Origin of the sequence: Thalassobium sp. R2A62 (assembly GCF_000161835.1) — a bacterium.
Lineage (GTDB): Bacteria > Pseudomonadota > Alphaproteobacteria > Rhodobacterales > Rhodobacteraceae > Thalassobium.
In genome coordinates this window covers 991,444-1,015,758 of the sequence record NZ_GG697169.2, presented here as the reverse complement: position 1 = coordinate 1,015,758, position 24,315 = coordinate 991,444, and the positions used below count along the sequence as shown (strand labels likewise).

The window sequence follows — 24,315 nt, the reverse complement described above, 5'->3', positions numbered from 1 at the left end:
CTTTCCAATTTTAATGATTTTGTATTTTGTTGAACCTTGGCGCTTCTTCCCGAAGCAGTTGGTTCTCTAAGCGGAACGCCTGAAGCTCAGTCAGGCAGTCATCGATGACTTCTACGTAGTCGTGCTTGCAGGTTTCGATCCAAGCCTTGTGTGCAGGGTCTCTTTTTGTGACGTGCCAAGCTCGTTTCCCACAACCTTTGCCGACATAGAGACAGCGACCATCGAAGTCGTTGTGGCGATAGACGTAGTATTTGGTTGTCTGGCTGTATTGAGGGAAGCGGTTATGCAGAGCCAACTCTGAGGGTGTCAGAGGGGCTTGTGGAGTGATTGTCATTAGTTGCCTCGGAGGGAAGCAACCTCAGATCGATCTGGCGACCTGTGATGTCAGTTGTCTTGTTTATTGTTTCTTGTCGAACCATCCCGCCTTGATCGCAGAGAGCATTTCGTCGTTGTTCATTTCGGAGATTGGCTTTGTCATCAGGTCACGCTGTTCTTTGTGGCGTTGCGCAATGGCTTTGGCGAATTCCTTGTCAGTCATTGCTGACCAGTCTGGGCTAAGCTTCGGGAACATAGTCGGCTTTGATGTCGGAAATCACTTTCAGCATCTCCTTGTTCATTCTTAGGATGGTCTCCATCTCACCCTCTGTGATTAGCCCCTTGAGTTGTTGGCTACTTGCATAGTTGAGGTTGAGTTGAGCACAGCTTTTAAAATAGGCCAGCTGTCGTTGCATCGTGTTCTCCGCTTCGGAGTTCATCTTTTCGATTGTCATTTCATTTTCCGTTTCTGTTGTTGTTTTACAGGTTGAGACCTGCGCCGTAGGCTTCTCGGAGAGCGTCTTCGACACTACCATAGCGCCCGTACTCTGAGCGCCCTTCCTTGAGGATCACCCAGCCTGTGCTTTCGGATTGGTCTGTGATGAAGCGATACCCTGACTTGTTCTTGAAGTTCTCAAAGTGCTTGCAGTACTCCTCATAGGACATCTCTGGTGTCTCCTCTGGTTGCTGGGTGGGGGGTGCTATCGGTAGGCTCTCAGAGGCGTTCTCTGTGGCACTCTGGAGCAGGTTCAGGCCATACGCGTGGCCGTGGTGCAGGACAGCGTCTTCACTGGTGAACCAGCCGACTTGTTTGCCTGTGTTCTCGTCCAGTAGACCCCAGATTTCAGCTTCGGGTTCCTTGAGGACACCCTTGTAAGAACCATCTGGAAGTCTGATTCGTGACTTATAGTCTGCGAGGCTCTGCTTATAGCCCATTTGCCACCGCCACGAGGGTCATCCAGCCAACTGCACAGCAGGACAGCCAAAACTTGTTCTGGTTGGACAGGCTCCACGAGGCAACACACATGACCGCGATCCCGAAAAAGGAGAGCATCAGGTATGTTGGGGCGACGAAGGCAGGGACGGTCAGAGCGACCCATAGGGTTGGTGCTGTCAAAAAGATGGCTACGAGTGCGAAAAGGTTTTTGGTTACAGTCATTTTCGATTCTTTCTTTAAATTTTGCTTTAGCTTTATGTTGTAAAGTATTGTTTTAATGGGATTATTATTTGAATGCTGGGTTTTGATTGAAGATGCGTTTGTTGGTCGAGGCATCGATTTTATTTGTTTTGAGGTACAGGGGGTTCTTCTTCAGGAACTGCACGACCTGACCGTGGGCAAGCCGAGCGCGATTGTCGTTCATCACGCCAAACTGGTCTTGGGTGTATGAGGGAAGGATCCACGCGCCACTGTTGGCGTTTGCTTCAGCGAAGAACTCGAAACTGTCAGCTTTGAACGAGTACTTGGTGGGGGTGATACGAGTGATTTGAATGTTCATTTTAAGTCTTTCATTTGTTTTTCAATGGGTTTGTTTTGGAGGGTGAACTAGGCAACTAGGCTAGTAGGCACCCCAGAAATTACGTCTAGATACCCCACCCCCGTTAGGGGATGAGGTTTGAGGTAGTCCCTCGGTCTTACTAAACGTGAGAGTGAGAATATCTCCCAGACACCAAAGGGATTAGCCAAGGGTGTTTCGCTTGGATTTCACAAGCTCATCAGTGGGATGGTTTTAACAGGCTTCGAAGGGGTCGAAGGTGCTGTCTACGGAAGGCTTGCCAAACGCAATCACGTTATCTTCCTTCGGTTTTTCTTCTGGAATGCCCAGATCGAGGGACAGGGTCGCGAAGTCTCGTGGAAGGGTCAGCATCATGTAGCCTGTTAGGGCTTCGCTGAGGAGCAGGAAGAACGGTGCTACATCGTCGTCGTCTTGTATGATCTTGCCAAGGATGTTCATCACGATCATCTGTTCGTCTGTTGCTATCTTTTCCAGTCCGAAACTCGGATACGATCGGTCCAGTTCACCACGTCCAAGGTGCTGGTGTGGGTAGTCGCACTCGGTGTAATCGTTGTAGACCGTGCCGAGGAAGCTCCGGAGGTCATCGACAGGGGTGCGGTCTAGCAGACGCTTTACAACGGCCTGACAGGTGAGCTTGAGAGCGTCTTCTTGCGTAATGTCGGAGACAGCGCAAAGTAGCCCTAGCTCCAAGGCCAAGAGGTTGTTCATCCGTTTTGCGCGGAGAAACCGCTGAGTGTTCAAGTTGTGAGTGCTTATCTGGATGTGTTCGTCCTCCGAGGTTGCGAGTTCTACTGCGCAAAGGTGATGTAGGTTTGTCATTGGAGGTAATTCCTTATTTTTGTGTAAAGTAGTGAGAGATGCAGACAGCTGAGGCTTCCAATCAGGGAAAATCTCTCAACTCTTTCCCTCAGAAGAGGTCTCAAGCTGGTCTGCGAGAGTATGTTCGCAAACACCTCTGCAAAGTGATCCGGTGATCTCTTGGCAAAACTGTCCGAGAAAAGCTCCCCCCAACATGCCCAAGCAGATCGTCCGTCAACGATAAAAAAAGGTCTTGGTGGATGTCGGGGGAAGAGTTGCAAGCTCAACTGTGGAAGTAGTCACAGGAACTCGTGGTTGGATCATGTAGGAATACACAGGCCCCCACAACACCCCCTGAAGGGATGCTGGGAGAACTTGTTTATTTCTTCTTCGAAGCTTGCTTATTCAGCTTCAGAATGTGCTGTTGTTTGGCCAGCTTGCGGCGCTCTTTGCGTTCTTTTGAGAGTTCACCTAACGCGATCTTTTTCGCGGCCCGAAGTTGAGCAGACTTTGCGAGTTTGGTTTTGATATTCTCGATTTGTTTGCGCGTAGGTGCGCCTTTGTCAGTTTTCATAGTATGTCCTTGGGTTAGAATGTCAGCTTGATTGCTCGTGTGATCCCCGAGGTGTCTTCCTCTTCCACAACCACTTCTTTTTCTGGTTTCTGGAATTGGTACGGGACGATGGCGAGAAGCATCTGTTCACGCTCTTTGAGAAGGCTCTCAAGGATCACTTTTGAGGGTTTGTTTTTGGCTTGTTCAGCAACAATCCGAGCGTCGGTATCGACAAGGTGTGCTTTGATTTCAGTCGCTACGTCGAAGCCAACTCGTTCTAGCGCTGCTATCGTGGTGGAAGTGACCTTGCGCTCAAATGGTCTCATCTGCTGGACCCTCCGTTTGATCAGGTTTTGGGGAGGGCTTTGGCAGGGTTGTCCGTCGTCAGGTTTTTTGGGACCAATGGCGGCTTAAACTAAGAGAGAGTTTGGCTCATCTTGTTGGTTTGATTATGCGGCGTGCTGGCGGTGATGCAAGCGTCGCGCTTCGAGTGTCTTTCGTTTGATCCTTTCTCGTTGCTTTAGAATGGCTTTATCTCGCCCAAAATAGACGTCGGCGGGTGTGACGTTGTTGATGCTCTCGTGATAGCGCTGGTGATTGTAATGATCGACGAAGGCTTCTATCTGGGCTTCGAGATCGCCCGGCAGGAAGTAGTTTTCCAACAGGATGCGGTTCTTCAAGGTTTGATGCCAGCGTTCAATCTTGCCTTGGGTCTGTGGATGATACGGTGCCCCGCGAGAGTGCTTCATGCCTTTGTCTTGCAACCATTCCGCCAGTTCACCAGAGACGTAGCTGGACCCGTTGTCACTAAGTAAACGTGGTTTGTGGACGACGTGAACCTGATCGCAACCGGATGCTTCCAAAGCCAAGTCCAGCGTGTCCGTCACGTCTTCAGCCCGCATGTTTGTGCAGAGCTTCCAGGAGACGATATAGCGGCTGTAATCGTCAAGGACCGTACTGAGATAGAACCAGCCCCATCCCAGAACTTTGATGTAGGTAAAGTCTGTCTGCCAGAGCTGATTGACCGCTGTGGTTTTGTCTTTGAACTCGCTGACCGCTTTGATGACAATGAAAGCTGGGCTGGTGATCAGATCATGTGCCTTGAGGATCCGATACGTCGAAGCCTCTGATACAAAGTAACTTTCCTTGTCAGTGAAGGTCACCGCCAGTTCTCGCGGTGACAATTCCGTCTCCTTCAACGCCAGTTTGATCACCTTGCGGCGCACTGCGTCGGGAATGCGGTTCCAGACGTGCCTTGGCTTAGGAGATTGGTCCTGCAATCCAGCTTCACCACGCTGCAGATACCGATTATACCAGCGGTAGAATGTGGTGCGGGGAATGCCGAGCTTGGCCAGTGTCAGACGCGCCGACATATGCGAACCTTCGACCAGCCTGATGATCTCTAGCTTCTCAGATGCAGGGTATCTCATTCGAGGCCGCCCCCATCGCCTGTCATGCTTTTTTGAGAAGACGCAGTTCAAGCGTCTGTTCCGCGACAACTTCCTTGAGATCCTTCGCTTCACGCCGCAGTTCCCTTACTTCGTCACTGTTTGCGGCGCGCGCGGTGTCCCCAGCCAGACGCTTCTTCCCGGCTTCCATGAAGTCCTTCGACCACTTGTAGTAGATGCCCTGCGATATGCTCTCACGACGGCAGAGCTCAGCAATGCTGTCCTCGCCACGCAGCCCATCCAACACGATCCTGATCTTCTCTTCAGATGAATAGTGTTTGCGCCCCTCTCATCGAAACAGCGTTTCGACTGCCGGGCAGTGGTCGGCGCGCTTGATGTCTTTGACGATCTTCTCGCCAGGGCTCTTCGTTGTCTTTCTCATCGTCCACTCCTCGGTGGTTACGATGTGCAACAAACCCTCTCTTAGCAAATGACCCTATTTGGACCCATAGGCGCTGACGTCAGACACTGCCGCGTTCGCGCAGCATTTGCAACAGGCGCGGCGTGTGGTGTGGATGCGGTCCATCGTCAAAGGTCAGAGCAACGACAGCGCTGGAGGTGCGAATGGCGGTGGTGGTGGCTGCGTCATGCAGGGCGAGATCATCAGGCAACGCGATCAACGGCTTGGCAAAGGTAGGCGTGGCAACCCCTACGGCGGCAACAGCGCCCACATGGGTCAACAGACCCAGACGTGTGATACTCATAAACCCTCCCCAGGGTGCAGCAGACCCGCAACCTGCGGCAAAACAGGGCCCATGCGCAAGGTTTTTGCACCCGTCACCCACACACCCCCAAGAAACTGGACTGCAATTTCGAATTTTCCGCAGAGAGCGCTTGACGCCAAAAGGGCCGCGCCATAAGAGATGCCAACGCTTTGATGGGTGACTGTCAAAGAGGCAATGGGCGGTTGTAGCTCAGTTGGTTAGAGTACCGGCCTGTCACGCCGGGGGTCGCGGGTTCGAGTCCCGTCAACCGCGCCACCATTGCCCGCCTGTTCGGCGCGAGAACCACGGGTTGAGAGCCCAAGTGCGCGGTTGTAGCTCAGTTGGTTAGAGTACCGGCCTGTCACGCCGGGGGTCGCGGGTTCGAGTCCCGTCAACCGCGCCACTTTCCCCTCTTTATTCGATAGGTTGCCTATTCATACGGGCAAGAGATCGGCTTTGACCTCGACAGTGCATCATGCGCCTTTCATACTGCGTAGGGCAGAGCAGGAAGGCCACAATAAATGTCAGGTGAGACACATCTCAACACATTTATTGCGTCGATGTCGGCGGTTCTGGTCGACGGTCTCTATGCCTTTGCCACCGTGCCTGCGACAGCCCCGCCGCTGAGCATCACGCCGCGCATGATGTTTCAAGAGGCGGAAGGCACGACCTATATCCTGCTCAAGAGCCAAGCAGACGCGCTTGGGATGGCTTATGAGCTTCCCTGCCGGATCATCACGCTCAATATCCACTCCTCGCTCGAGGCAGTCGCCTTTATGGCGCGCATCGCAACGGAACTGGCCAAACACGAGATGGGCGTGAACCCTGTCTCGGGCTTTTATCACGATCATCTCTTTGTCCCCGACGGGCGCGAGCATGACGCGCTCGGTGTGCTGGCCGAGATGGCGCAGAGCGCGTAAGGCGCTGCTTAGTTACCTGAATTCAATAGCTTAGAAATCGCGGCCTGCAAAACAGGGTCTTCCCCCCGTGCCAAGGCGTCTGGGTCGATGGTTATCACTATTTCGGGTGGAATGCCCGTCGCTTCGTAGATTGATCCGTCTGATGTGGCATATTCTTGGTTCGACAATCCAAACTTCCAGCCGTTCGGCAGGGATACCCCTAAAATATCGCTTAGCCCGCCGCCGGTGTTTTCGCCCATCACAGTAACCTGTGGGAGATCGCGCATCGCCATGGTGAATATCTCAGCGCCCGAACCGGTCAGCCGCGAGGTCAGCAAGACGACGGGCTGGCCGAGATACACTTCCGACGGGGCAGGTGTCAGAGTCGCGTTAAACCACGGTGTCCACCCGTCACCATCGCGGGCGCGCTTGCTCAGGACCTCGCGCGCCGTATGGGTAAAGTGGCCCGCATAGACAAAGGCCGTGCCGTCGTTGCCGCCCGGGTTATAGCGCACGTCAACGATGATCCCGCGTGCACCAGCGAGATCGCGGGCAATTTGGGCAAAGACTTCGCGGGACAAGGTACTGTCCATTTCGCCAAAGCTAGGATCAGTCGATATTCCAGTGATCAAGACATAGCCAATCCCGTCGTCGCGCAGCCCGTATTCGAGATCGGCGTTTTCAAAAGTGGTGAGCGGTGTCCCTATCGCATCTCGGGCCGTTTGATTTAGACCGTCCCTGCTGAAATCGCGACCAACCGTCCATGCAGGGGCCACGCTGGGGGAATGGTATCCAATCGGGTCTGCGATCAGCTGAACATGCCCGTCATCCAAACCCTCTAGCGCCGCGACAAACACATCAAACAGCTCTTGGTCCGTCATGTTTTGACCAACCTCAGGCGCCAAAGAACGGCGTGCATCCCAATCAACACCATGCAAGTCAAAGAACGCATAGTTTTCGTCCATCGCGGCCCACATCGCCATAAACACACCATTGGGCGAGGCATCTGGTTCAGCAAAACAGGCCTCGGGTAGGGTGCTAGTATTGGTATAAGTTGTTGGTTCTAATGAACTATCGAGCCAAAGATAGAGTTCGCCCCCCTTGGCGCTTGATCCACGCACCTTCGGCCGCTTTGACCAACCCCATGTGAGCCGGAAAAGACATGTCATAGAGGCAGGCCACGTCGGACTGGTGATAGAGGTTGGCACGCCACCTGTTGAGATCGATGATGACGCCACTTGCCTCGTCCAACCAAACGCCACGCTCGTCTTTGTTGGGCATGTAAAGGGTCCACGAGATGGCAAAGGCCGCGGCCGCCACTCCAATCAGACCAGCGATCCATTCGATCAATCGTTTCATCGTGGTGTCCCCTGTGATTACTCCGCCAGTTCGTGCAAAATCCGTGCCCAGCTGCGAATGCCTTTGTGAAAACTACTCAGGTCGTATTTCTCGTTGGGGCTGTGAATTTGGTCGTCATCCTTGCCAAAACCTATCAGCATCGCGTCCATATCCAAAATGTGCTTGAAATGTCCCGCGATCGGGATCGATCCGCCACAGCCGACATAGGCCGCTGCGTTTGGCCATTCGTTAGACAATGCCTTTTTCGCTTGGGCGAACGCAGGGTGGGTGGTTGTCATTTGTCCCGCTTGGGATGCGCCGTGATCGCTAAATTCGACCGTGCAGTCCGATGGCACCATGGCCGAGACCATTTCGCGGAACGCTGCGCGGATCACGAGCGGGTCTTGGGTCCCTACAAGGCGGAAGCTGATTTTGGCGCTGGCTTTGGACGGCAGAACTGTTTTGAACCCGTCGCCAGTGTACCCCGAGATCATTCCGTTGACCTCGCAGGTGGGGCGCGACCAGATCATGTCAAGCGGTCGGCGACCCTGTTCGCCAGCAGGCTTTGACAGTCCAACCTCACCTAGGAAATGTTCGTGATCGAATTTCAGATCGTCCCAGCTGGCCGCCAGTTCATTCGACAGCTCTGGCACACCATCGTAGAACCCCGGAACGGTGATGGCGCCTGTGTCGTCATGCAAACTTGCGATGATTTTAGCCAATACGCGGGCAGGGTTCATCGCGATGCCGCCATACATGCCGGAATGCAGATCTTTGTCTGCCCCCGTGATGGTGACTTCTTCGCCCAGCAATCCGCGAAGCTGGGTGATGATCGCAGGCGTGCTGTCGCCATAGAGCCCCGTGTCACAAATCAGTGCGACATCAGCCGTCAGCTCGAGCGCGTTGTCCTTCATAAACGGGACTAGGCTGGGCGAGCCGCTTTCTTCTTCGCCTTCGAAAAAGATCGACACATTGCCGGGAAGGGTGCCGTGCACCGCTTTCCACGCGCGGCATGCCTCGACAAACGTCATCAACTGGCCTTTGTCATCTGATGTTCCACGTCCCCGCAGGACTTTGCCTTTGGGGGTGTCTTCGACCTTTGGATCAAACGGATCACGATCCCACAGTTCCAGCGGATCAACGGGCTGGACGTCGTAATGCCCGTAAAACATGACGTGCGTGCCGGTGCCGTCTGGGGCATGGGCCATCACCATCGGATGACCGGGGGTGTCGCGTTTGCTGGCCTCGAACCCGATGCTGGCCAAATCTGCGACCAGCCAATCTGCGGCCTTGTCACATTCGTCTGCGTAGGCGGGATCGGTCGAAATCGACTTGATCCGCAAGAGGTCCATCAGCCGGTCAGTCGATGTGTCCAGCGTGGCATCGATATAGTCAAGAACGGGATCAAGAATTGGGTCGGACATCGGGTGCACCTCTTTGGAAATTGTCGATTTCAGAGTGGCAGGTTTGTGCGGGGCGTCAATGGCAGTCGTTGGTATGCAGGACAAATATCGACAAGCGTCAAATTGTAGCGTATTGCCCCGGCGTATTCCGACCTATATGACCTTCAGAACGGTTCCAGACGCTTTGGTGTCTCGGGGCATTTAGGCTAAAACAAAGGGTCTGCACCTTGGACTACACTGCTTCGCTTGATCAGGCTTTGACGCGGCTTCACGATGAGGGTCGCTATCGCACCTTTATCGACATTGAACGCGAGCGGGGACAATTCCCACACGCGACATGGAACAAGCCTGACGGCACGACCCAGCCCATCACCGTTTGGTGTGGTAACGACTACCTTGGGATGGGTCAGCATCCAGCCGTTTTGGCCGCGATGCACGAAGCGATTGATGCGACCGGCGCAGGCTCGGGTGGCACGCGCAATATCTCAGGCACAACTGTTTATCACAAACGGCTCGAGGCCGAGTTGGCTGATTTGCATAGCAAAGAAGCGGCGCTGTTGTTCACATCGGCCTACATCGCCAATGACGCGACACTCAGCACACTGCCCAAGCTGTTCCCCGGTCTGATCATCTATTCGGATGCATTGAACCACGCATCCATGATCGAAGGTGTACGCCGCAACGGTGGCCAAAAACGCATCTTCCGTCACAATGATGTGGCTCACTTGCGCGAACTGCTCGAAGCGGACGACGCGGACGCGCCCAAACTGATCGCGTTTGAATCGATCTATTCGATGGACGGGGATTTTGGCCCGATCGAAGCGTTGTGCGACTTGGCTGATGAATTCGGCGCTCTGACCTACATTGACGAGGTTCACGCCGTGGGCATGTACGGCCCGCGTGGTGGAGGTGTCGCAGAGCGCGACGGTCTGTTGGACCGGCTTGATATTATTAACAGCACGTTGGCCAAAGCATACGGCGTTATGGGCGGCTATATCGCAGCCAGCGCCAAAATGGTTGATGCGGTGCGCAGCTACGCACCCGGCTTTATCTTTACGACGTCGTTGCCGCCCGCAGTTGCGGCAGGGGCTGCTGTATCTGTGGCGCACCTCAAAACAGACCAAGCCTTGCGCGAACGTCACCAGACCCAAGCGGCGATCCTCAAATTGCGGATCAAGGGGATGGGCCTGCCGGTCACCGATCACGGCAGCCATATTGTGCCTGTGCACGTCGGCAATCCGGTGAAATGCAAAATGCTGTCGGATATGTTATTGGAAAATCACGGAATTTACGTGCAACCTATCAATTTCCCAACAGTACCACGAGGGACAGAACGCCTACGGTTTACGCCGTCACCTGTCCACGGCCCCAAAGAAATGGATGCCTTGATCGCAGCCCTGGATGACCTGTGGTCGCACTGTGCGCTAAATCGCGCCGACCTCGCAGGCTGATCTCTCTCTGCACGTGCAAACTGTGGACAATTATGTTAGCACATAGGTGGTTGGGCAAAATCGAGCGAATCGATGATGCCCTGTGGGAGCAGTTAGGCACGGGACATGCGACGCATGATTGGGCGCAGTTTCAGACGTAGCAAAGTTGTGGAAGACGTTGGAGCCAAAGGGTTCGACGATTTCGAATTGCGTCTTGGAGATGTGATGCGCGGCGAACGTGCGACCCTCGGTAAGAGCCTCTTGGACGTCCAGCGTGAACTCAAAATCAAAGCAGCCTATATTGCCGCGATTGAAAACGCCGACCCAACAGCCTTTGACACACCCGGATTTATTGCAGGTTACGTACGTTCATACGCGCGCTACCTGAACATGGACCCCGATTGGGCGTTCGACACATTCTGCACCGAGAGCGGCTTTTTCACAGCCCACGGCATGTCCGCCGACGCATCCTCGGTCAAACCGAGCCGCGAAGAGCGCCTGTCGCGTCCCGCGGACAAAGATATCTTTGCGGCTCCAGCCACACCGTTTGTCCCCGCAGGCGAGGCGATGATGTCGCGTGTCGAGCCGGGTGCAATTGGTTCGGTCCTTGTCCTGATCGCTTTGGTCACAGGGCTCGGCTATGGCGGTTGGACTGTTTTGCAAGAAGTTCAAAAGGTGCAGCTTGCTCCGGTCGAGCAGGCCCCGACCGTGATTGCAGATATCGATCCGCTGTCTGGCAACGCCACTGGTGCCCAAGCTGGTGTTGATGTCGCTAGCTTTACGCCGCCAACGGCTGATGCGTTGGATCGTCTTTATCGCCCCCAAGCATTAGATACGCCAGTGATGGTGCCACGAGATGGCCCAATCGCCAGCCTTGATCCGCGTCTCAATGGCATGCTTGCGCCTTCGATCGGATCCGCACCGGGCGAGGCGCCTGTCATTGCAGGTGTTCAGGTGGTCGAAGAAAATGCGCCTGAGGTTGTGCTCTTTGCAGTGCGTCCGACATGGATCCGTGTCCGCTCTGCCGATGGCACAATCATTTTCGAGAAAATCCTCGATACGGGCGAAGAATACGTTCTACCTGCGACCCAAGAACCGCCCGTGCTACGCGCGGGTAACTCCGGTTCGCTTTACTTCAAACTGAATGGCCAAACCTACGGTCCCGCGGGCGCAGGCACTTCGACTGCAAAGAACGTGGCCCTCGCGGCCGATCTTTTGCGCGAAAGCTATACAGTTGCTGATCTTGATGCCGATCCTGCCTTGGCAGAGGTCATCAATGTCGCTCAGGCCCAGCCCGATCAGTAATCCAATCATGATTTAGTGGCGCAAGGGCGTTGTCTGACGCACCCATTCGGCCTATCTATAGTGTCGATACTGACTGACACCAAAGGCCGTAAAATGTCGCTGAACCACATTCGTCCTTGGAAAAATATCTATCGCCGCGAAAGCCGCCAGATCATGGTTGGTAACGTGCCGGTCGGTGGCGATGCACCCATCGCAGTTCAGACTATGACGAACACGCTGACAACAGACATCAAAGGCACAATTGCCCAAGTCCAAGCCGCAGCCGACGCAGGGGCCGACATTGTGCGTGTGTCTGTACCGGACGAAGCATCGTCGGCGGCTCTCAAGGAGATTTGCCGCGAAAGCCCAGTGCCGATCGTCGCGGATATTCATTTTCACTACAAGCGTGGGATCGAAGCCGCCGAAGCCGGTGCTGCTTGCCTGCGCATCAACCCGGGTAATATCGGCGACGAAAAGCGCGTCAAAGAAGTCATCCAAGCGGCGCGCGATCACAATTGTTCGATCCGCATTGGCGTGAATGCTGGGTCGCTTGAGAAGCATCTGTTGGAAAGATACGGCGAGCCTACGCCAGATGCGATGGTGGAATCCGGTCTGGATCACATCAAGCTGCTGCAGGACAATGATTTCCACGAATTCAAAATCAGCTGCAAAGCCTCTGACGTCTTTATGTCAGCGGCCGCCTATCAAAAACTGGCGGATGCAACGGACGCGCCTATTCACCTCGGCATCACCGAAGCGGGCGGTTTGGTCTCTGGTACGATCAAATCCGCGATCGGTTTGGGAAATCTTCTTTGGATGGGCATTGGCGATACAATCCGTGTCAGCCTGTCTGCCGATCCCGTCGAAGAGGTCAAAGTCGGTTTTGAAATCCTCAAATCGCTGGGTCTGCGTCACCGTGGCGTTAATATCATTTCCTGCCCGTCCTGTGCGCGTCAGGGGTTTGATGTCATCAAAACGGTTGAAACGCTCGAGCATCGTCTTGAGCATATCAAAACCCCAATGAGCCTTTCGATCATTGGCTGCGTTGTGAATGGACCGGGTGAGGCACTGATGACGGACGTCGGGTTTACCGGCGGCGGGGCAGGGTCAGGCATGGTTTATCTCGCGGGCACGGCCAGCCACAAAATGTCGAACGACCAGATGGTCGATCACATTGTGGAAGAGGTCGAGAAAAAAGCAGCCAGCATTCAGGCCGAAATGGACGCGGCGGACCAAGCCGCCGAGTGAGGCCCCACCAATGGTAGGGCCACTCTTGTCTTAGCCTTGGCTTGCGCGGAGCTCTTCGACGATGCCCTGCATTTGCGGCAGCTCGACAAAGCCGCGCACCAGCTGATCACCAAAGACAAATGTAGGCGTGCCGGTGATCTGCATCCGGTCACCCAAGGCGCGGTTTGCTTGCAAAATTGCGGTCACGTCATCGCTCATCATCACAGTCTCGATCTCGGCATAGTCGATCTCTAGCACTTCGGCCAAACGACCCAAGGACGCGGGCGAGACTTCTCCGCGCATCGCCATCAATGCGTCTGAGACGGCTGCATAGGCGTCGTCACCGGCGATTTGACGGGTGGCAACCGCAAAGCGGGACGCCATTACCGATTGTTCACCCAAGATGGGGAATTCCTTGACGATCACGCGGATATTGCCGTCTGAGCCGACCAATTCATTTACGGCGGGGTGGGCGCGTTTGCAGAACCCACAGCGATAGTCGAGGAACTCGACAATCGTCACGTCGCCTTCGGGATTGCCACCAACCCAAGAATTCGGGTCGTCAAACAGTGCCTCGGCGTTGACCTGTACCAGCGTTTGATCTGTCATCGCTGCGGCATCGGCCTGCTGCTGTTCCAGAACGGCGATCACTTCCATCAACACCTGTGGGTTCTCCATCAAGTAGCTGCGTACGTTTTCCCCGAATGCGTTGCGTTCGGCATCGGTCATCGCATCCAGATCAAGAGCTGCCGCAGGGGCAGCCAACGCCGTCATGACGGCGAAAGGTAGGGCAAAACGCATCTCGTTATCCTCGGTTTATTCGTTGTGCTGTTTGTAAGATATCATCGGCGCGGCGCCATGCGGCAGACCCGCGCGGCAACAGGCCCACGGCGCGCTGCGCGTGAATGCCAGCGTTACGGAACCGTCCTAGTAAGGCATAGCGCTCTGCTGTGGTCAGCGACGCCATGCCGTTTTGTCCGGCCTTCGCATAGGCCACGCCCAAGTCACGCAACAATCGGGGGTCGGCGCCATCACGCGTCCGTGCCCGTGTTAGTGCATCCAATGCACGGCGATTGCTGTCGGCTGTATTAACCGCCAGCAAAGCACGGCCATAACCCGCCAGCATCAGCGCATTGTTTGGGGCCAGCTGTACGGCACGCCCGTATGCATTGACGGCGTTTGGGAACTGACGGCTTTCCAATAGGATTTGGCCACGCAATTCGTGAACATAAGGATCATTGGGGCGCGAATTGGCCAGTTGGGTAATAGTTGAAATTGCTTTCTGCGGGTCCGGCGTCCGGTGATAGGCCACGGCGGCCCGCATCACGCTGATTGCATCGTTTTGGCCGCGCACACGGCGCAGCGTCCAAGACGTGCTTTGGGTAAAGGCCGACAATTTACCCTGCGCGCGTGCAAACCAATAGGCATCTGTCTGGCTTGTTTGACCGCCGGGGTTTCCCGCGACGAAACCGGCCATTGCCCGCTGCCGATCACGGGTCAGAGGGTGGGACCGCACATAGGCGTCTCGCCGTCTGAGGCTTAGGCTCTCTTGGCCGTGAAACAGGTTCAGGACATCCACAGCCCCTTGGGTCGGGACACCGGCCCGCACCATGTAACGAATGCCAGCCTGATCTGCGCTGGCCTCTTCGGCGCGGGTATGGGCAAAGAAACTGCGCTGCGCCGCACCGGCCGCACCCGCTGCAATACCGCCCGCGGCGTCACCCCGACCAGAGGCCGCGGCGGCCGCGGCGAGCAAGATACCAAGAGCTGCGATTTTCGAAGACGACCGCGCGTTGGCCATCCGTCTCGTGATGTGGCCGTTGGCAATATGGGCCGCCTCATGGGCCAGAACCGATTGTAATTGCGAGGCATTTCCCATTTTGAGCAACAGCCCCGAATGGATGAAAATGCGTGTAGGGTCCGTGACAAACGCGTTCAGAGATCTGTCATCCACCACCAGAATATCGATGCTGGACGGGTTCAATCCTGCGGCCTGTAGAATGGGCCGCACCAATTCATCCAAGGCACGCTCGATCTCGGGATCCCGAATGATACCGGCAGCATGAGCAGGTGAAATGACGCTGAGCATCGCGATTGCACAGAGGGTCACAACGAACAACGCTTTGCGAACCACAGAAACCATCATTGACGCTTCGTCCTATGACTGAGAAACAACACGGAACACATTTGGTCCCGAACCCAACCATAAGGCGATGCATATGCGGAACTCAAGACGCGGCGACGTTGATCCCTTTATCGTGATGGACGTGATGGAGGCCGCACGCACAGCCGAGGCCGCAGGCCGTCACATCATTCACATGGAGGTCGGCCAACCCGGCACGGGTGCGCCAACGGGCGCACGTGAGGCGGTCAAATCCGCAATGGATGGCAGCGCATTGGGCTACACAGTTGGCTTGGGCCTACCAGAGCTGCGCGCGCGCATTGCCGAGCTTTATGATGATTGGTATGGCATTGATCTGGACCCCAACCGCGTTGTTGTGACGTCTGGCGCGTCGGGGGCGTTCATCCTCGCGTTCTCAGCGCTTTTTGATGGCGGCGAACGGGTCGGGTTGGGCGAGCCGTGCTACCCAAGCTATCGCCAAATCCTGCGTGCGATGGACCTCGCGCCTGTGGGATTGCCCACTACCCAAGAGACACGTTTTCAACCCACCGCTGATATGCTTGATGCCGATCTGGCAGGATTGATCGTGGCATCACCTGCAAACCCATCCGGTACCATGTTGGACAAGGACGCGATGGGCGGCTTGATCGATGCATGTGCCGCCCGCGATATGACGTTTATCTCGGACGAGATTTATCACGGCATCGAATACGAGGCCAAAGCGGTCACCGCCTTGTCCCATTCTGATGATGTCTATGTCGTCAATTCATTCTCGAAATACTTTAGCATGACGGGTTGGCGGGCAGGGTGGATGGTTGTCCCTGACGACCACGTTCGCCGTATCGAACGGCTGGCGCAAAACATGTTCATCTGTGCGCCCCATGCGTCCCAAGTTGCAGCACTCGCCGCGATGGACTGTACCGACGAGCTGGACCAGAACCTCGCGGTTTATGCCGCCAACAGGCAGCTAATGATCGAGGGGCTGCGTGATGCAGGGTTCACGAATTTTGCGCCACCAGACGGGGCGTTTTATGTCTATGCGGATATCGGTGACATCAGTACCGACAGTTTGAACTTTTGCCGCACAGTTCTGGATGAGGCCGGTGTCGCCATCACTCCGGGGCTCGATTTTGATCCCATTCGTGGCCACCAAACAGTGCGCTTTTCCTATGCCCGCAGCACCGATGACATCACCGAGGGCCTCGCGCGGCTCAAGCGGTTGATGGCCAACAGGCGCCGCTGACCCTTGCATCTGGCGCGGCCGCATCTAGACTGTTTACAAAACAAAATGGGCCATCTGTCATGATGATCTTGCGGGCAATATTTCTATGGTTACCGACTGCTATCCCCCTGATGGCACAAGATTTTTCTGCGCTCGCTCGGGTGGATATGTCTGCCAGCCAAATTATAGATACCCGCCGCGGCCTGTCGGTCGAGCTGGCCTTGTCCCAAGTCGTGCCATACCGCGTCTATATGCTTGATGCGCCCACACGGCTGGTGCTGGATTTCAAAGAGGTCGATTGGACGGGTGTATCAGAGCCCGCGTTGTTGAATGCGGATCGCGCCACAGGGTTGCGGTATGGATCGGTCGAAACCGGTTGGAGCCGTCTGGTTATCGCTCTTTCAACACCGCTGTTGATCGACACTGCGGGTGTTGTCGTTGATCAGAACACGGGCACGGCGCAGCTGAGCATTGATTTGGCCCCAACAGACCCCGAGACGTTTGCCGCAAACGCTGGTGCGCCGGTTGATCCGACGTGGGGAACCCCGCGGTTTCCCGCACCCCCTGAAAATCCTGATGGGCGCCTTATTGTTGTTCTTGATCCGGGTCACGGTGGCCTTGATCCGGGCGCGCAGCGGGGTGGCGTGAAAGAAGCAGACCTGATGCTGACCCTTGCGCGTGAAGTCGAGGATGCGTTGCGTCGGTCCGGCCAGATTGTGCCGGTTCTGACGCGCAATGACGACAGCTTTGTTTCGCTTGATGCACGGCGTAAACTGGCCCGTGCGGTCGGGGCTGATGTGCTGATTTCGCTGCACGCCGACGCACTGACCGAAGGGCAGGCGACAGGCGCCACGATCTATACCCTGTCTGACGAGGCGTCCGATCTGGCCAGCCAACAGCTTGCCACTAAACTGAGCCGCGATGACCTGTTGGCCGGTGTTGATCTGACGGGGCGCGATGATCAGGTTGCCACGATCCTGATGGACCTCGCGCGCCAAGAAACCGAACCCCGCACCGCCACACTGGCCGAGGCGCTGGTCGAGGGATTGGGCCAACAAGGTGTAAAGCTGAACTCGCGCCCCTTGCGCCGCGCTGAAATCTCGGTTCTGAAATCCCCGGAAATCCCGTCTGTCTTGATCGAAGTTGGCTTTTTGTCGAATGATGCGGACCTCTTGGCGCTCCAAGATCCGGCAACGCGCAATCGGTTTGTCGGGGGCATCTTGCGCGGCGTGCTTTTGTGGTCGATCTCGGAAGCCAAAACAGATGCGCGCCGGTTGCGCTAGACCACCATGCCCAAGCGGCCAAAACCTGCCGAAATGTGATCGACATCGTTTTGACGTAGGCCGCACCGCGGCGTATAGAGAACCTAAGAGAACCTCTTATAAGGGTCGAGCACGTGCTGCGTTTTGTTTTGTCTATCTTTGGCGGTCTGTTTTCCATGCTCACGTTGGGCATGATGATGGCGGCTGTCACCATCGGTGGCATCTTTTGGATGTATGGCCGTGACCTTCCGTCTTATGACGTCTTGGCCAGCTACACCCCCAAAACAATCAGCCGGATTTATTCGGGCGAGGGGCGGATCATCGACGAATTCGCGGTAGAGCGTCGCCTGTTTGCGCCTGCCGAAGAAATCCCTGATCTGGTCAAACACGCGTTTATCTCGGCCGAGGACAAGAATTTCTACCAACACGCGGGCTATGATGTTCGCGGTATGGCAGCCGCCGCCGTAGATGCGGCGCGCGGGGCACGGCTTCGTGGTGCGTCGACCATCACACAGCAGGTGATGAAGAACTTTTTGCTCGACGGCTCGCGCAGTGCGGAACGCAAAATCAAAGAGATCATCCTTGCCGCGCGTATCGAAGAATCCATGTCCAAAGATCGGATCCTCGAGCTGTATCTCAACGAGATCTTCTTGGGTCAAAACAGCTTTGGCGTCGCGGCTGCTTCGCAAACCTACTTCAACAAACCACTGACAGACCTCACTGCAGAAGAGGCCGCCTATTTGGCCATTCTGCCCAAGGCCCCGTCGAACTATCATCCCGTCCGCCAGCGAGAGCGCGCCACCGAGCGTCGTAACTTTGTTCTGCGTGAGATGCACCAGAACGGATATTTGACCGAGGCCGCGTATAACGGCGCGCGCGACGTGCCATTGCGTACTGTTCAAAACGGCGACTACGAGAGCTTTCGCAACGAGCTGCCGCCGCGTGATTACTTTACCGATGAAATCCGCCGCCAGCTGTCTAACGACTTTGGCGAAGAAGAATTCTTGGGTGGGGGACTTTCGGTTCGTGCAACCGTTGATCCCGAAATGCAGCTCGAAGCTGCTGACGCCCTGCAACGTGCGCTAGAGAGCTACGACCGTGGCATCGGCATCTGGCGTGGCACTGGTAAAACCGTCAAAGTTGCGAGCCTTGAAACCGAAGAAAGCTGGCGCGACGCCCTGCGCAAAACCACAGTCGCGCGCGATATCCGTCTTGAGAACGAATGGCACCCAGCCGTTGTTCTGACCATCCAAGACAACCAGATGCGTGTCGGCATCGAAGGTGTCGACGAAGACGAGGATGGCCATTGGGTTCCGCGCAAAGACATCGATTGGATGCGCGGCAATTTCGCAGACAACTTTAACCGTGGCGATGTGGTGTTTATCCGCGCCATGACAGCAGATGCGGATGGCTCGTTCATTCGTTGGACCCTACGCCAAGTCCCCGAGGTGCAGGGCGGCTTTATGGCGATGGACGTCAACACCGGCCGTGTGATCGCGATGCAGGGTGGGTTCTCTTACGAAAACTCGGTCTTTAACCGTGCAACACAGGCGCGCCGTCAGCCCGGCTCATCGTTCAAACCGTTCGTTTATGCAGCCGCTCTCGACAGTGGCTATACGCCTGCAACCATCGTTGTGGACGCTCCGATCGAAATCAACACCCCCCAAGGTCTGTGGCGCCCCAAAAACGCGTCCAACCAGTTCTACGGCCCAACGCCTCTGCGCACAGGTATTGAACGGTCACGTAACCTGATGACTGTTCGCTTGGCCCAGGAGGTCGGGATGGACACGATCGCGAGTTACGCTGAACGATTTGGCGTCTACAACGACATGAACCGTTTCCTGTCGAACTCTTTGGGTGCTGAGGAAACGACCCTGTTCAAAATGGTCGCGGCCTACGCCATGTTCGCCAATGGTGGTGAGCGTGTGGAACCCACGTTGGTTGACCGCGTGCAAGACCGCTATGGCAAGACAGTGTACCGTCATGACCAACGCATCTGCGAGGATTGCAGCCTTCTTACGCTGGCCTCTGGTCGCGCGCCGAGCATCCAATCCAACCGCGAACGGGTGATGGACGAAATCACCGCCTACCAGCTGACATCGATGATGACAGGTGTTGTGGATCGTGGAACAGCATCGAAATACGTCAAACTGCCGGTTCCGATCGCGGGCAAAACAGGCACCACCAACGACGCCAAAGACGTTTGGTTCGTAGGCTTCTCGTCGAACATCGTGGCGGGCTGCTACATCGGCTTTGACACACCTCGCAGCTTGGGCCGTAGCGCCTCTGGTGGTGGCATGTGTGGCCCCGTGTTCAACCAATTCATGTCCCGTGCGATCGAATCCTACGGTGGCGGCAAATTCGGTGTGCCAGGCGATTGTGAGTTCATCTCGATCGACCGTTTCACTGGCGCACGTCTTCCTGATGGGGCGTCCGGCGAAAACGTCGTCGCTGAATGTTTCCGTCCGGGCGAAGAGCCGATCTTTGGCATTACCTTCGATGGCGGCTTTGCGATGGCTGCCGACCTGCCGCTCTTTGATGAGGTGAACGAGAACGTCGGAGCGCGTCAGGTTACGACATCGTCTGGCGGCACAGCAGTGGTTGGTCCCAAGGCAACGTTTGGCTCGCTCTCCTCCGGTGGCCTCTACTAAACAGACTACGGTCGCGCCGCACGTTGTTTGCTTGCGTGCGGCTGCGCGACCCTCTAAATCTCTGGGCTAGGGCGTCATAGCGCCCAAGCCCTTTTTTATGAAAGATCAGCCCCTTGCGCGCGGAAATTCAAACACTCGTCTCGGATATTGAAAAGTCTCTCGTGCTCCTGGCCCAACGGCTGGACTATGAAACTGCGCCATACCGATTGGAAGAATTCAACGCCCGCGTTGAGGACCCGACCCTGTGGGATGACCCAGAGGCTGCGCAAAAACTGATGCGCGACCGTCAGGCGCTTGTCGATGCGATCAAAACCTACGAGACAATCAGCCAAGAGCTAGCCGACAATGTCGAGCTGATCGAACTTGGCGAAATGGAAGACGACGCCGACGTTGTGACCGAGGCTGAGACAGCTCTCGCCACCCTCAAAGATGCAGCCGCTCAAAAAGAGCTCGAAGCATTGCTCGATGGTGAAGCGGATGCCAACGACACCTTCCTAGAAATCAATGCAGGTGCAGGCGGCACAGAAAGCTGTGACTGGGCCTCGATGCTTGCACGCATGTATGTCCGTTGGGCTGAAAAGGCCGGCTACAAGGTCGAGCTTCAATCTGAGAGCGCGGGTGACGAAGCAGGTATCAAATCGGCCTCCTACAAAATCAGTGGCCACAACGCGTATGGCTGGCTCAAATCTGAAAGCGGCGTTCACCGTCTCGTTCGTATTTCACCTTTTGACAGCGCCGCAAAACGCCACACATCGTTCACCTCGGTCAAAGTTTACCCCGTGGTTGATGACAACATCGAAATCGAAGTGAATCCCGCCGACATCCGGATCGACACCTATCGGTCTTCGGGGGCAGGGGGTCAGCACGTCAACACCACAGACTCGGCCGTGCGGATCACCCACGCACCGACAGGCATTGTCGTGACCAGCTCGGAAAAATCCCAGCACCAGAACCGCGATATCGCGATGAAGGCGTTGAAATCCCGCCTCTATCAGATCGAGCTCGACAAACGGTCAGCTCTCGTCAACGAGGCGCATGAAAATGCAGGTGACGCTGGTTGGGGCAACCAAATCCGGTCGTATGTTCTGCAACCGTATCAAATGGTCAAAGACTTGCGGACCAGCTTTGAGACGTCCGATACCAAAGGTGTGTTGGATGGCGATCTCGACGGTCTGATGGCTGCAACGCTGGCTCAGAACGTCGCGGGTAAATCCCGCGCCGAGGCAAACCTAGAAGACTAGACGTAACTCGTCGCTCGGTTTTGCGACCTTCGATCCGAATACAAAAAGGCGCCCATGCATTTCGCAGGGCGCCTTTTTTAATTGTGTTTTGCAGTCTGCTTAGGACTTGGCCGCAGCTTTCGCAGCAGGCGCTTTGGGGTTCAGCGGATCATCCTGACGCTGAACGGACCCTTCAAAGTGGGCACCGCTTTCTATAGCGATCGTCTTATGGATGATGTCACCCTCGACGCGTGCGGTCGATGTCAGGCGGACCTTGAGGCCGCGAACACGGCCTACGATGCGGCCATTGATCACAACGTCATCGGCGATGACCTCGCCTTTGACTGTGGCACCTTCACCGATAGTCAGTAGGTGCGCACGGATGTCGCCGTCAACTTGACCTTCGATCTGGATGTCACCAGGTGTCTTCAGGTTCCCTTTGATGTGCAGGTCAGACGACAGCACAGATGCTGGCGGCTTGGCCTTTGGTGCAGAAGGCTTGAACTCTGGCGCAGCAGTTTTTGCAGCGGCAGGAGCCTCGGAAGTTGCAGGGGTTGCCGCATCGCCCGCATTTGGGCCCGGCTCGTTGATTTTGCTTTTAGAAAACATCGCGTCCAGCTCTTATGTAAATCATAGGGTTAACAGGTCGTCCGCCCACGCGGACTTCGTAGTGCAGGTGGGTTCCGGTAGACCGTCCAGAATTGCCCATATCACCAATTCGCTGCCCGCGCGAGACCCTTTGTCCAACTTGAACGCGAAGTTTACTCAGGTGGGCATAGCGTGTCTCGATGCCAAACTCATGCTGGATCTTGACCAAACGGCCATATCCAGAGGACCAGCCAGAGTGAATGACCACCCCGTCTGCGGTCGAATAAATTGGGGTACCGTGTGAGCCAGCAAAGTCTGTGCCGTTGTGCATCCGTCCCCAGCGAGGGCCAAAGCCCGACGTAAAGCGGTAGCTGTCCTTGACCGGAATATCAAAAGGCGCGCGCTCAGCGGCAATCCGGTAGAGGTTGATCCTGTCCATCTTGTTCAAAATTTCCAAGGCACGTTGGGCGTCTGGATCAGGCGCGCCACCACGGGTCGAGACTTGCAAGCCCTGCAAGGACGGACCACCGAGACCCGAATATCCACGGCGCACAGCATTCAACAGGCTGTCTGTATTCAAACCGGCGTTGCGGAACATACGGTCCAGCGGCTCGACCGAAACGGTCATCGCTTCTTCTAGCTCGCGAAAGATCGTCTCGTTCTTTTCTTGCAGCAACTCTAGCTCGAGCTGCATTTCAGCGGCGCGGTCGATTGCGAATTCGGCGTTTGCGGCAATGCTATCACGCTCGGCGGCTGTGCTGGCCAAAGCGGCGGACAGAAAATCAACGGTGCCATTCAGGGCATCATCACTCGCGCCGGGTAGGGCTACGCCACCTTCGGACGCGTCTGCGTACTCTTGGGCTTGGGTCCGTGCATCGTCGCGCTCGCCCATTGTGCGGCGCAGGGTCGACTGGATCACGTCGATCCCTGTCTCCAGCTCACGCCGTTTGTCTTCGGATTTCAGCAACTCAGACTGCATCGATGAAATTTGACCCAATGCCGTGTTGAAACGTTCTTGGGCTGCCGAAGCTTCGGCAGCGCGCATGTCACGCTGTTCGGACAAAGTATTCAGTCGTTCTTCATATAGGCGTTGATCACGTTGTGCCTGTGCGCGGAAATTGCCGGCGCCGATGCTGTCCATCAACAAAATCGCTGTTGCGATGATGGTCCAAGCGACCACAATCGCACTGCCTGTCCACGCCACAACTTGGGTGCTGGGCGTCAGGCGGATAAACCGAGTCTCACTGTCAGACCGCAAAAACAGCCGTCTCTCAGGAAACCACCGCTCAAGAGCAGCGTTCGCTCTGTTCAAAATTTTGGTCTTCAACGTCCCAATTCCCCTGTCGCCGGACCCTTGTGCCTGCCTGCACTATTTTAAGGGCCTTCGTTTTCCGGTCACACCGATCCCCAAATCGACGTACCCGTGATGCTTAACGGGCCGAGGACTCTGCCGCAAGAAATTTAGCCAAAATTGATCAATATCAGCAATTTACACCTCGAAAGTGGCAAAAAGCCGCCGATTGTTACGCTGTGCCGTCTGCAAGGGGCCAATAGAAATCTGGTGGAATGCCTGCTTCGGCCCGTTTTTCTTCGTTAAAGGGCGGTTTTAGCTGGCTGTGGAAATGCGTCTGAACAAGGTCATGAAACAGCGGCTTGGGGTCAATATTTTCGCGCCCACACAGGAAATGGAACCATTTCGAGCCGTATGAGACATGATGCACTTCTTCCGCATAAATGACCTCTAGCGCGTCGATGGCTTGTTGGTCTTTGGCCTGTTTAAAGATCTTGATCATACCCGGTGTGACATCCAGCCCGCGCGCTTCAAGAACCATGGGCACCACAGCTAGCCGCGCCATGATGTCATCCGTCGTATCTTCGGCGGCTTTCCACATACCGGCGTGGGCGGGCATCGCGCCATAGTGGCTGCCGTTCGCCTCGAGGCAATCACACATCAAATTGAAATGCTTGGATTCCTCATCTGCTGCTTTGACCCAATCGTCGTAAAACCCGATCGGCAGCGGCACATGTCCAAACCGCGCAATCAAATCCCAATGCAGATCAACGGCGTTGAGTTCGATATGCGCAACAGCATGCAGGATCGCGGCGCGGCCCTCTGGTGTGCCAGGTTTGCGCCGCGGCACATCGCGCGGTGACAGCAGTTCGGGATGGGTAGGACGTGCTGGAAAATCGGGCGGAGTGGCGGCCCCGATTTCGACATCAACGCCTGCGTCGCGGGCGGCAAACCATTCGGCTGCGTACCCGCGTGACAGGGCCGTTTTGGCGCGCCCATCTGCGGTGTTCAACACCGCAACTGCCATTTTCGTCAACGCCAAAATA

25 protein-coding genes, 2 tRNA genes and 1 pseudogene are annotated in these 24,315 nt (G+C 55.8%); 10 read left to right on the top strand and 18 right to left on the bottom strand.

Annotation, left to right across the window (positions count from 1 at the left end):
• Window positions 1-10 precede the first annotated feature (10 nt).
• The 10 genes and pseudogenes from TR2A62_RS04985 to TR2A62_RS19010 all read right to left on the bottom strand — a co-directional run bounded on the left by TR2A62_RS04985 (window position 11) and on the right by TR2A62_RS19010 (window position 5,332).
• Window positions 11-334, bottom strand: a complete 324-nt coding sequence (locus tag TR2A62_RS04985) for an excinuclease ABC subunit C (protein ID WP_009159048.1) — start codon at window positions 332-334, stop codon at window positions 11-13.
• Window positions 335-397: 63 nt separating this feature from the next.
• Window positions 398-538: a hypothetical protein gene (locus TR2A62_RS18715; RefSeq protein WP_009157989.1), complete on the bottom strand. Its 141-nt coding sequence runs from the start codon at window positions 536-538 to the stop codon at window positions 398-400.
• Window positions 539-554: 16 nt separating this feature from the next.
• A complete protein-coding gene (locus tag TR2A62_RS04980) occupies window positions 555-770 on the bottom strand; it encodes a hypothetical protein (protein ID WP_009160699.1) in 216 nt (71 codons plus the stop codon).
• Between the two features lie 25 nt (window positions 771-795).
• Window positions 796-1,251, bottom strand: a complete 456-nt coding sequence (locus tag TR2A62_RS04975) for a hypothetical protein (RefSeq protein ID WP_040820240.1) — start codon at window positions 1,249-1,251, stop codon at window positions 796-798.
• A 287-nt stretch (window positions 1,252-1,538) separates the two neighbouring features.
• Window positions 1,539-1,811 carry a hypothetical protein gene (locus tag TR2A62_RS04965; RefSeq protein ID WP_009159677.1) on the bottom strand — a complete coding sequence of 91 codons (273 nt, stop codon included), beginning with the start codon at window positions 1,809-1,811 and terminating at the stop codon, window positions 1,539-1,541.
• A 231-nt stretch (window positions 1,812-2,042) separates the two neighbouring features.
• Entirely contained in the window at window positions 2,043-2,537 is a 495-nt protein-coding gene (locus tag TR2A62_RS04960) for a hypothetical protein (protein WP_223296076.1), read from the bottom strand.
• Window positions 2,538-3,006: 469 nt separating this feature from the next.
• Window positions 3,007-3,201, bottom strand: coding sequence for a hypothetical protein (locus TR2A62_RS04955; RefSeq protein ID WP_009157778.1), 195 nt, complete (start codon window positions 3,199-3,201; stop codon window positions 3,007-3,009).
• A gap of 14 nt (window positions 3,202-3,215) precedes the next feature.
• Complete coding sequence (locus TR2A62_RS04950; RefSeq protein WP_009160675.1) at window positions 3,216-3,506, bottom strand: hypothetical protein; 291 nt, start codon at window positions 3,504-3,506, stop codon at window positions 3,216-3,218.
• A gap of 123 nt (window positions 3,507-3,629) precedes the next feature.
• A pseudogene (locus TR2A62_RS04945) lies at window positions 3,630-5,010 on the bottom strand (IS3 family transposase).
• 79 nt (window positions 5,011-5,089) lie between these two features.
• Window positions 5,090-5,332: a polysaccharide deacetylase family protein gene (locus tag TR2A62_RS19010; RefSeq protein ID WP_009160475.1), complete on the bottom strand. Its 243-nt coding sequence runs from the start codon at window positions 5,330-5,332 to the stop codon at window positions 5,090-5,092.
• Between the two features lie 199 nt (window positions 5,333-5,531).
• Here TR2A62_RS19010 and TR2A62_RS04925 point away from each other — a divergent pair.
• From TR2A62_RS04925 to TR2A62_RS04915, 3 genes are all read left to right on the top strand, one after another.
• Window positions 5,532-5,608 (top strand) — tRNA-Asp (locus TR2A62_RS04925).
• Between the two features lie 50 nt (window positions 5,609-5,658).
• Window positions 5,659-5,735 (top strand) — tRNA-Asp (locus tag TR2A62_RS04920).
• A 118-nt stretch (window positions 5,736-5,853) separates the two neighbouring features.
• Window positions 5,854-6,252 carry an ACT domain-containing protein gene (locus tag TR2A62_RS04915; protein ID WP_009158955.1) on the top strand — a complete coding sequence of 133 codons (399 nt, stop codon included), beginning with the start codon at window positions 5,854-5,856 and terminating at the stop codon, window positions 6,250-6,252.
• 8 nt (window positions 6,253-6,260) lie between these two features.
• Here TR2A62_RS04915 and TR2A62_RS04910 read toward each other — a convergent pair whose 3' ends face one another.
• Genes TR2A62_RS04910 through TR2A62_RS04900 form a run of 3 tightly spaced genes read right to left on the bottom strand, consistent with a single transcriptional unit; the run spans window position 6,261 to window position 8,993 of the window.
• On the bottom strand, window positions 6,261-7,352 hold the full coding sequence (locus TR2A62_RS04910; protein ID WP_009158112.1) for a S41 family peptidase: 1,092 nt from the start codon (window positions 7,350-7,352) through the stop codon (window positions 6,261-6,263).
• The gene (locus tag TR2A62_RS18390; protein WP_009158647.1) at window positions 7,303-7,590 is read right to left on the bottom strand and encodes a hypothetical protein; all 288 of its coding nucleotides are present in this window, start codon (window positions 7,588-7,590) and stop codon (window positions 7,303-7,305) included. Before TR2A62_RS18390 ends, TR2A62_RS04910 begins: the two co-directional genes overlap by 50 nt.
• A gap of 17 nt (window positions 7,591-7,607) precedes the next feature.
• Window positions 7,608-8,993 (bottom strand): M20/M25/M40 family metallo-hydrolase, encoded by a 1,386-nt coding sequence (locus TR2A62_RS04900; protein WP_040820229.1) that lies wholly within the window; start codon window positions 8,991-8,993, stop codon window positions 7,608-7,610.
• Between the two features lie 206 nt (window positions 8,994-9,199).
• Between TR2A62_RS04900 and hemA the strand changes: the two genes are divergently transcribed.
• From hemA to ispG, 3 genes are all read left to right on the top strand, one after another.
• Complete coding sequence (hemA, locus tag TR2A62_RS04895) at window positions 9,200-10,423, top strand: 5-aminolevulinate synthase (RefSeq protein WP_009159454.1); 1,224 nt, start codon at window positions 9,200-9,202, stop codon at window positions 10,421-10,423.
• 114 nt (window positions 10,424-10,537) lie between these two features.
• Window positions 10,538-11,707: a RodZ domain-containing protein gene (locus TR2A62_RS04890; RefSeq protein ID WP_009160511.1), complete on the top strand. Its 1,170-nt coding sequence runs from the start codon at window positions 10,538-10,540 to the stop codon at window positions 11,705-11,707.
• 93 nt (window positions 11,708-11,800) lie between these two features.
• Window positions 11,801-12,934 carry a flavodoxin-dependent (E)-4-hydroxy-3-methylbut-2-enyl-diphosphate synthase gene (gene ispG, locus TR2A62_RS04885; RefSeq protein WP_009158078.1) on the top strand — a complete coding sequence of 378 codons (1,134 nt, stop codon included), beginning with the start codon at window positions 11,801-11,803 and terminating at the stop codon, window positions 12,932-12,934.
• Between the two features lie 30 nt (window positions 12,935-12,964).
• Here ispG and TR2A62_RS04880 read toward each other — a convergent pair whose 3' ends face one another.
• Complete coding sequence (locus tag TR2A62_RS04880; protein ID WP_009158840.1) at window positions 12,965-13,714, bottom strand: DsbA family protein; 750 nt, start codon at window positions 13,712-13,714, stop codon at window positions 12,965-12,967.
• Window positions 13,715-13,718: 4 nt separating this feature from the next.
• Window positions 13,719-15,059: a M48 family metalloprotease gene (locus tag TR2A62_RS04875; protein ID WP_009159037.1), complete on the bottom strand. Its 1,341-nt coding sequence runs from the start codon at window positions 15,057-15,059 to the stop codon at window positions 13,719-13,721.
• A 73-nt stretch (window positions 15,060-15,132) separates the two neighbouring features.
• On the opposite strand from TR2A62_RS04875, the gene TR2A62_RS04870 reads away from it, so the two are divergent.
• The 4 genes from TR2A62_RS04870 to prfB all read left to right on the top strand — a co-directional run bounded on the left by TR2A62_RS04870 (window position 15,133) and on the right by prfB (window position 21,411).
• Complete coding sequence (locus tag TR2A62_RS04870) at window positions 15,133-16,278, top strand: pyridoxal phosphate-dependent aminotransferase (RefSeq protein ID WP_009159766.1); 1,146 nt, start codon at window positions 15,133-15,135, stop codon at window positions 16,276-16,278.
• A gap of 110 nt (window positions 16,279-16,388) precedes the next feature.
• Window positions 16,389-17,540, top strand: coding sequence for an N-acetylmuramoyl-L-alanine amidase (locus TR2A62_RS04865; RefSeq protein WP_223296075.1), 1,152 nt, complete (start codon window positions 16,389-16,391; stop codon window positions 17,538-17,540).
• A gap of 113 nt (window positions 17,541-17,653) precedes the next feature.
• Window positions 17,654-20,170, top strand: coding sequence for a penicillin-binding protein 1A (locus tag TR2A62_RS04860; RefSeq protein WP_009158236.1), 2,517 nt, complete (start codon window positions 17,654-17,656; stop codon window positions 20,168-20,170).
• 113 nt (window positions 20,171-20,283) lie between these two features.
• Window positions 20,284-21,411, top strand: coding sequence for a peptide chain release factor 2 (prfB, locus tag TR2A62_RS04855; protein WP_009160765.1), 1,128 nt, complete (start codon window positions 20,284-20,286; stop codon window positions 21,409-21,411).
• A gap of 99 nt (window positions 21,412-21,510) precedes the next feature.
• On the opposite strand, the gene TR2A62_RS04850 is transcribed toward prfB, so the two are convergent.
• The 3 genes from TR2A62_RS04850 to TR2A62_RS04840 all read right to left on the bottom strand — a co-directional run bounded on the left by TR2A62_RS04850 (window position 21,511) and on the right by TR2A62_RS04840 (window position 24,296).
• The gene (locus tag TR2A62_RS04850) at window positions 21,511-21,999 is read right to left on the bottom strand and encodes a polymer-forming cytoskeletal protein (RefSeq protein WP_009159261.1); all 489 of its coding nucleotides are present in this window, start codon (window positions 21,997-21,999) and stop codon (window positions 21,511-21,513) included.
• Window positions 21,989-23,305 carry a M23 family metallopeptidase gene (locus TR2A62_RS04845; RefSeq protein WP_009158836.1) on the bottom strand — a complete coding sequence of 439 codons (1,317 nt, stop codon included), beginning with the start codon at window positions 23,303-23,305 and terminating at the stop codon, window positions 21,989-21,991. Before TR2A62_RS04845 ends, TR2A62_RS04850 begins: the two co-directional genes overlap by 11 nt.
• 196 nt (window positions 23,306-23,501) lie before the next feature.
• A complete protein-coding gene (locus TR2A62_RS04840) occupies window positions 23,502-24,296 on the bottom strand; it encodes a ferritin-like domain-containing protein (RefSeq protein WP_190275727.1) in 795 nt (264 codons plus the stop codon).
• Window positions 24,297-24,315: the final 19 nt, after the last annotated feature.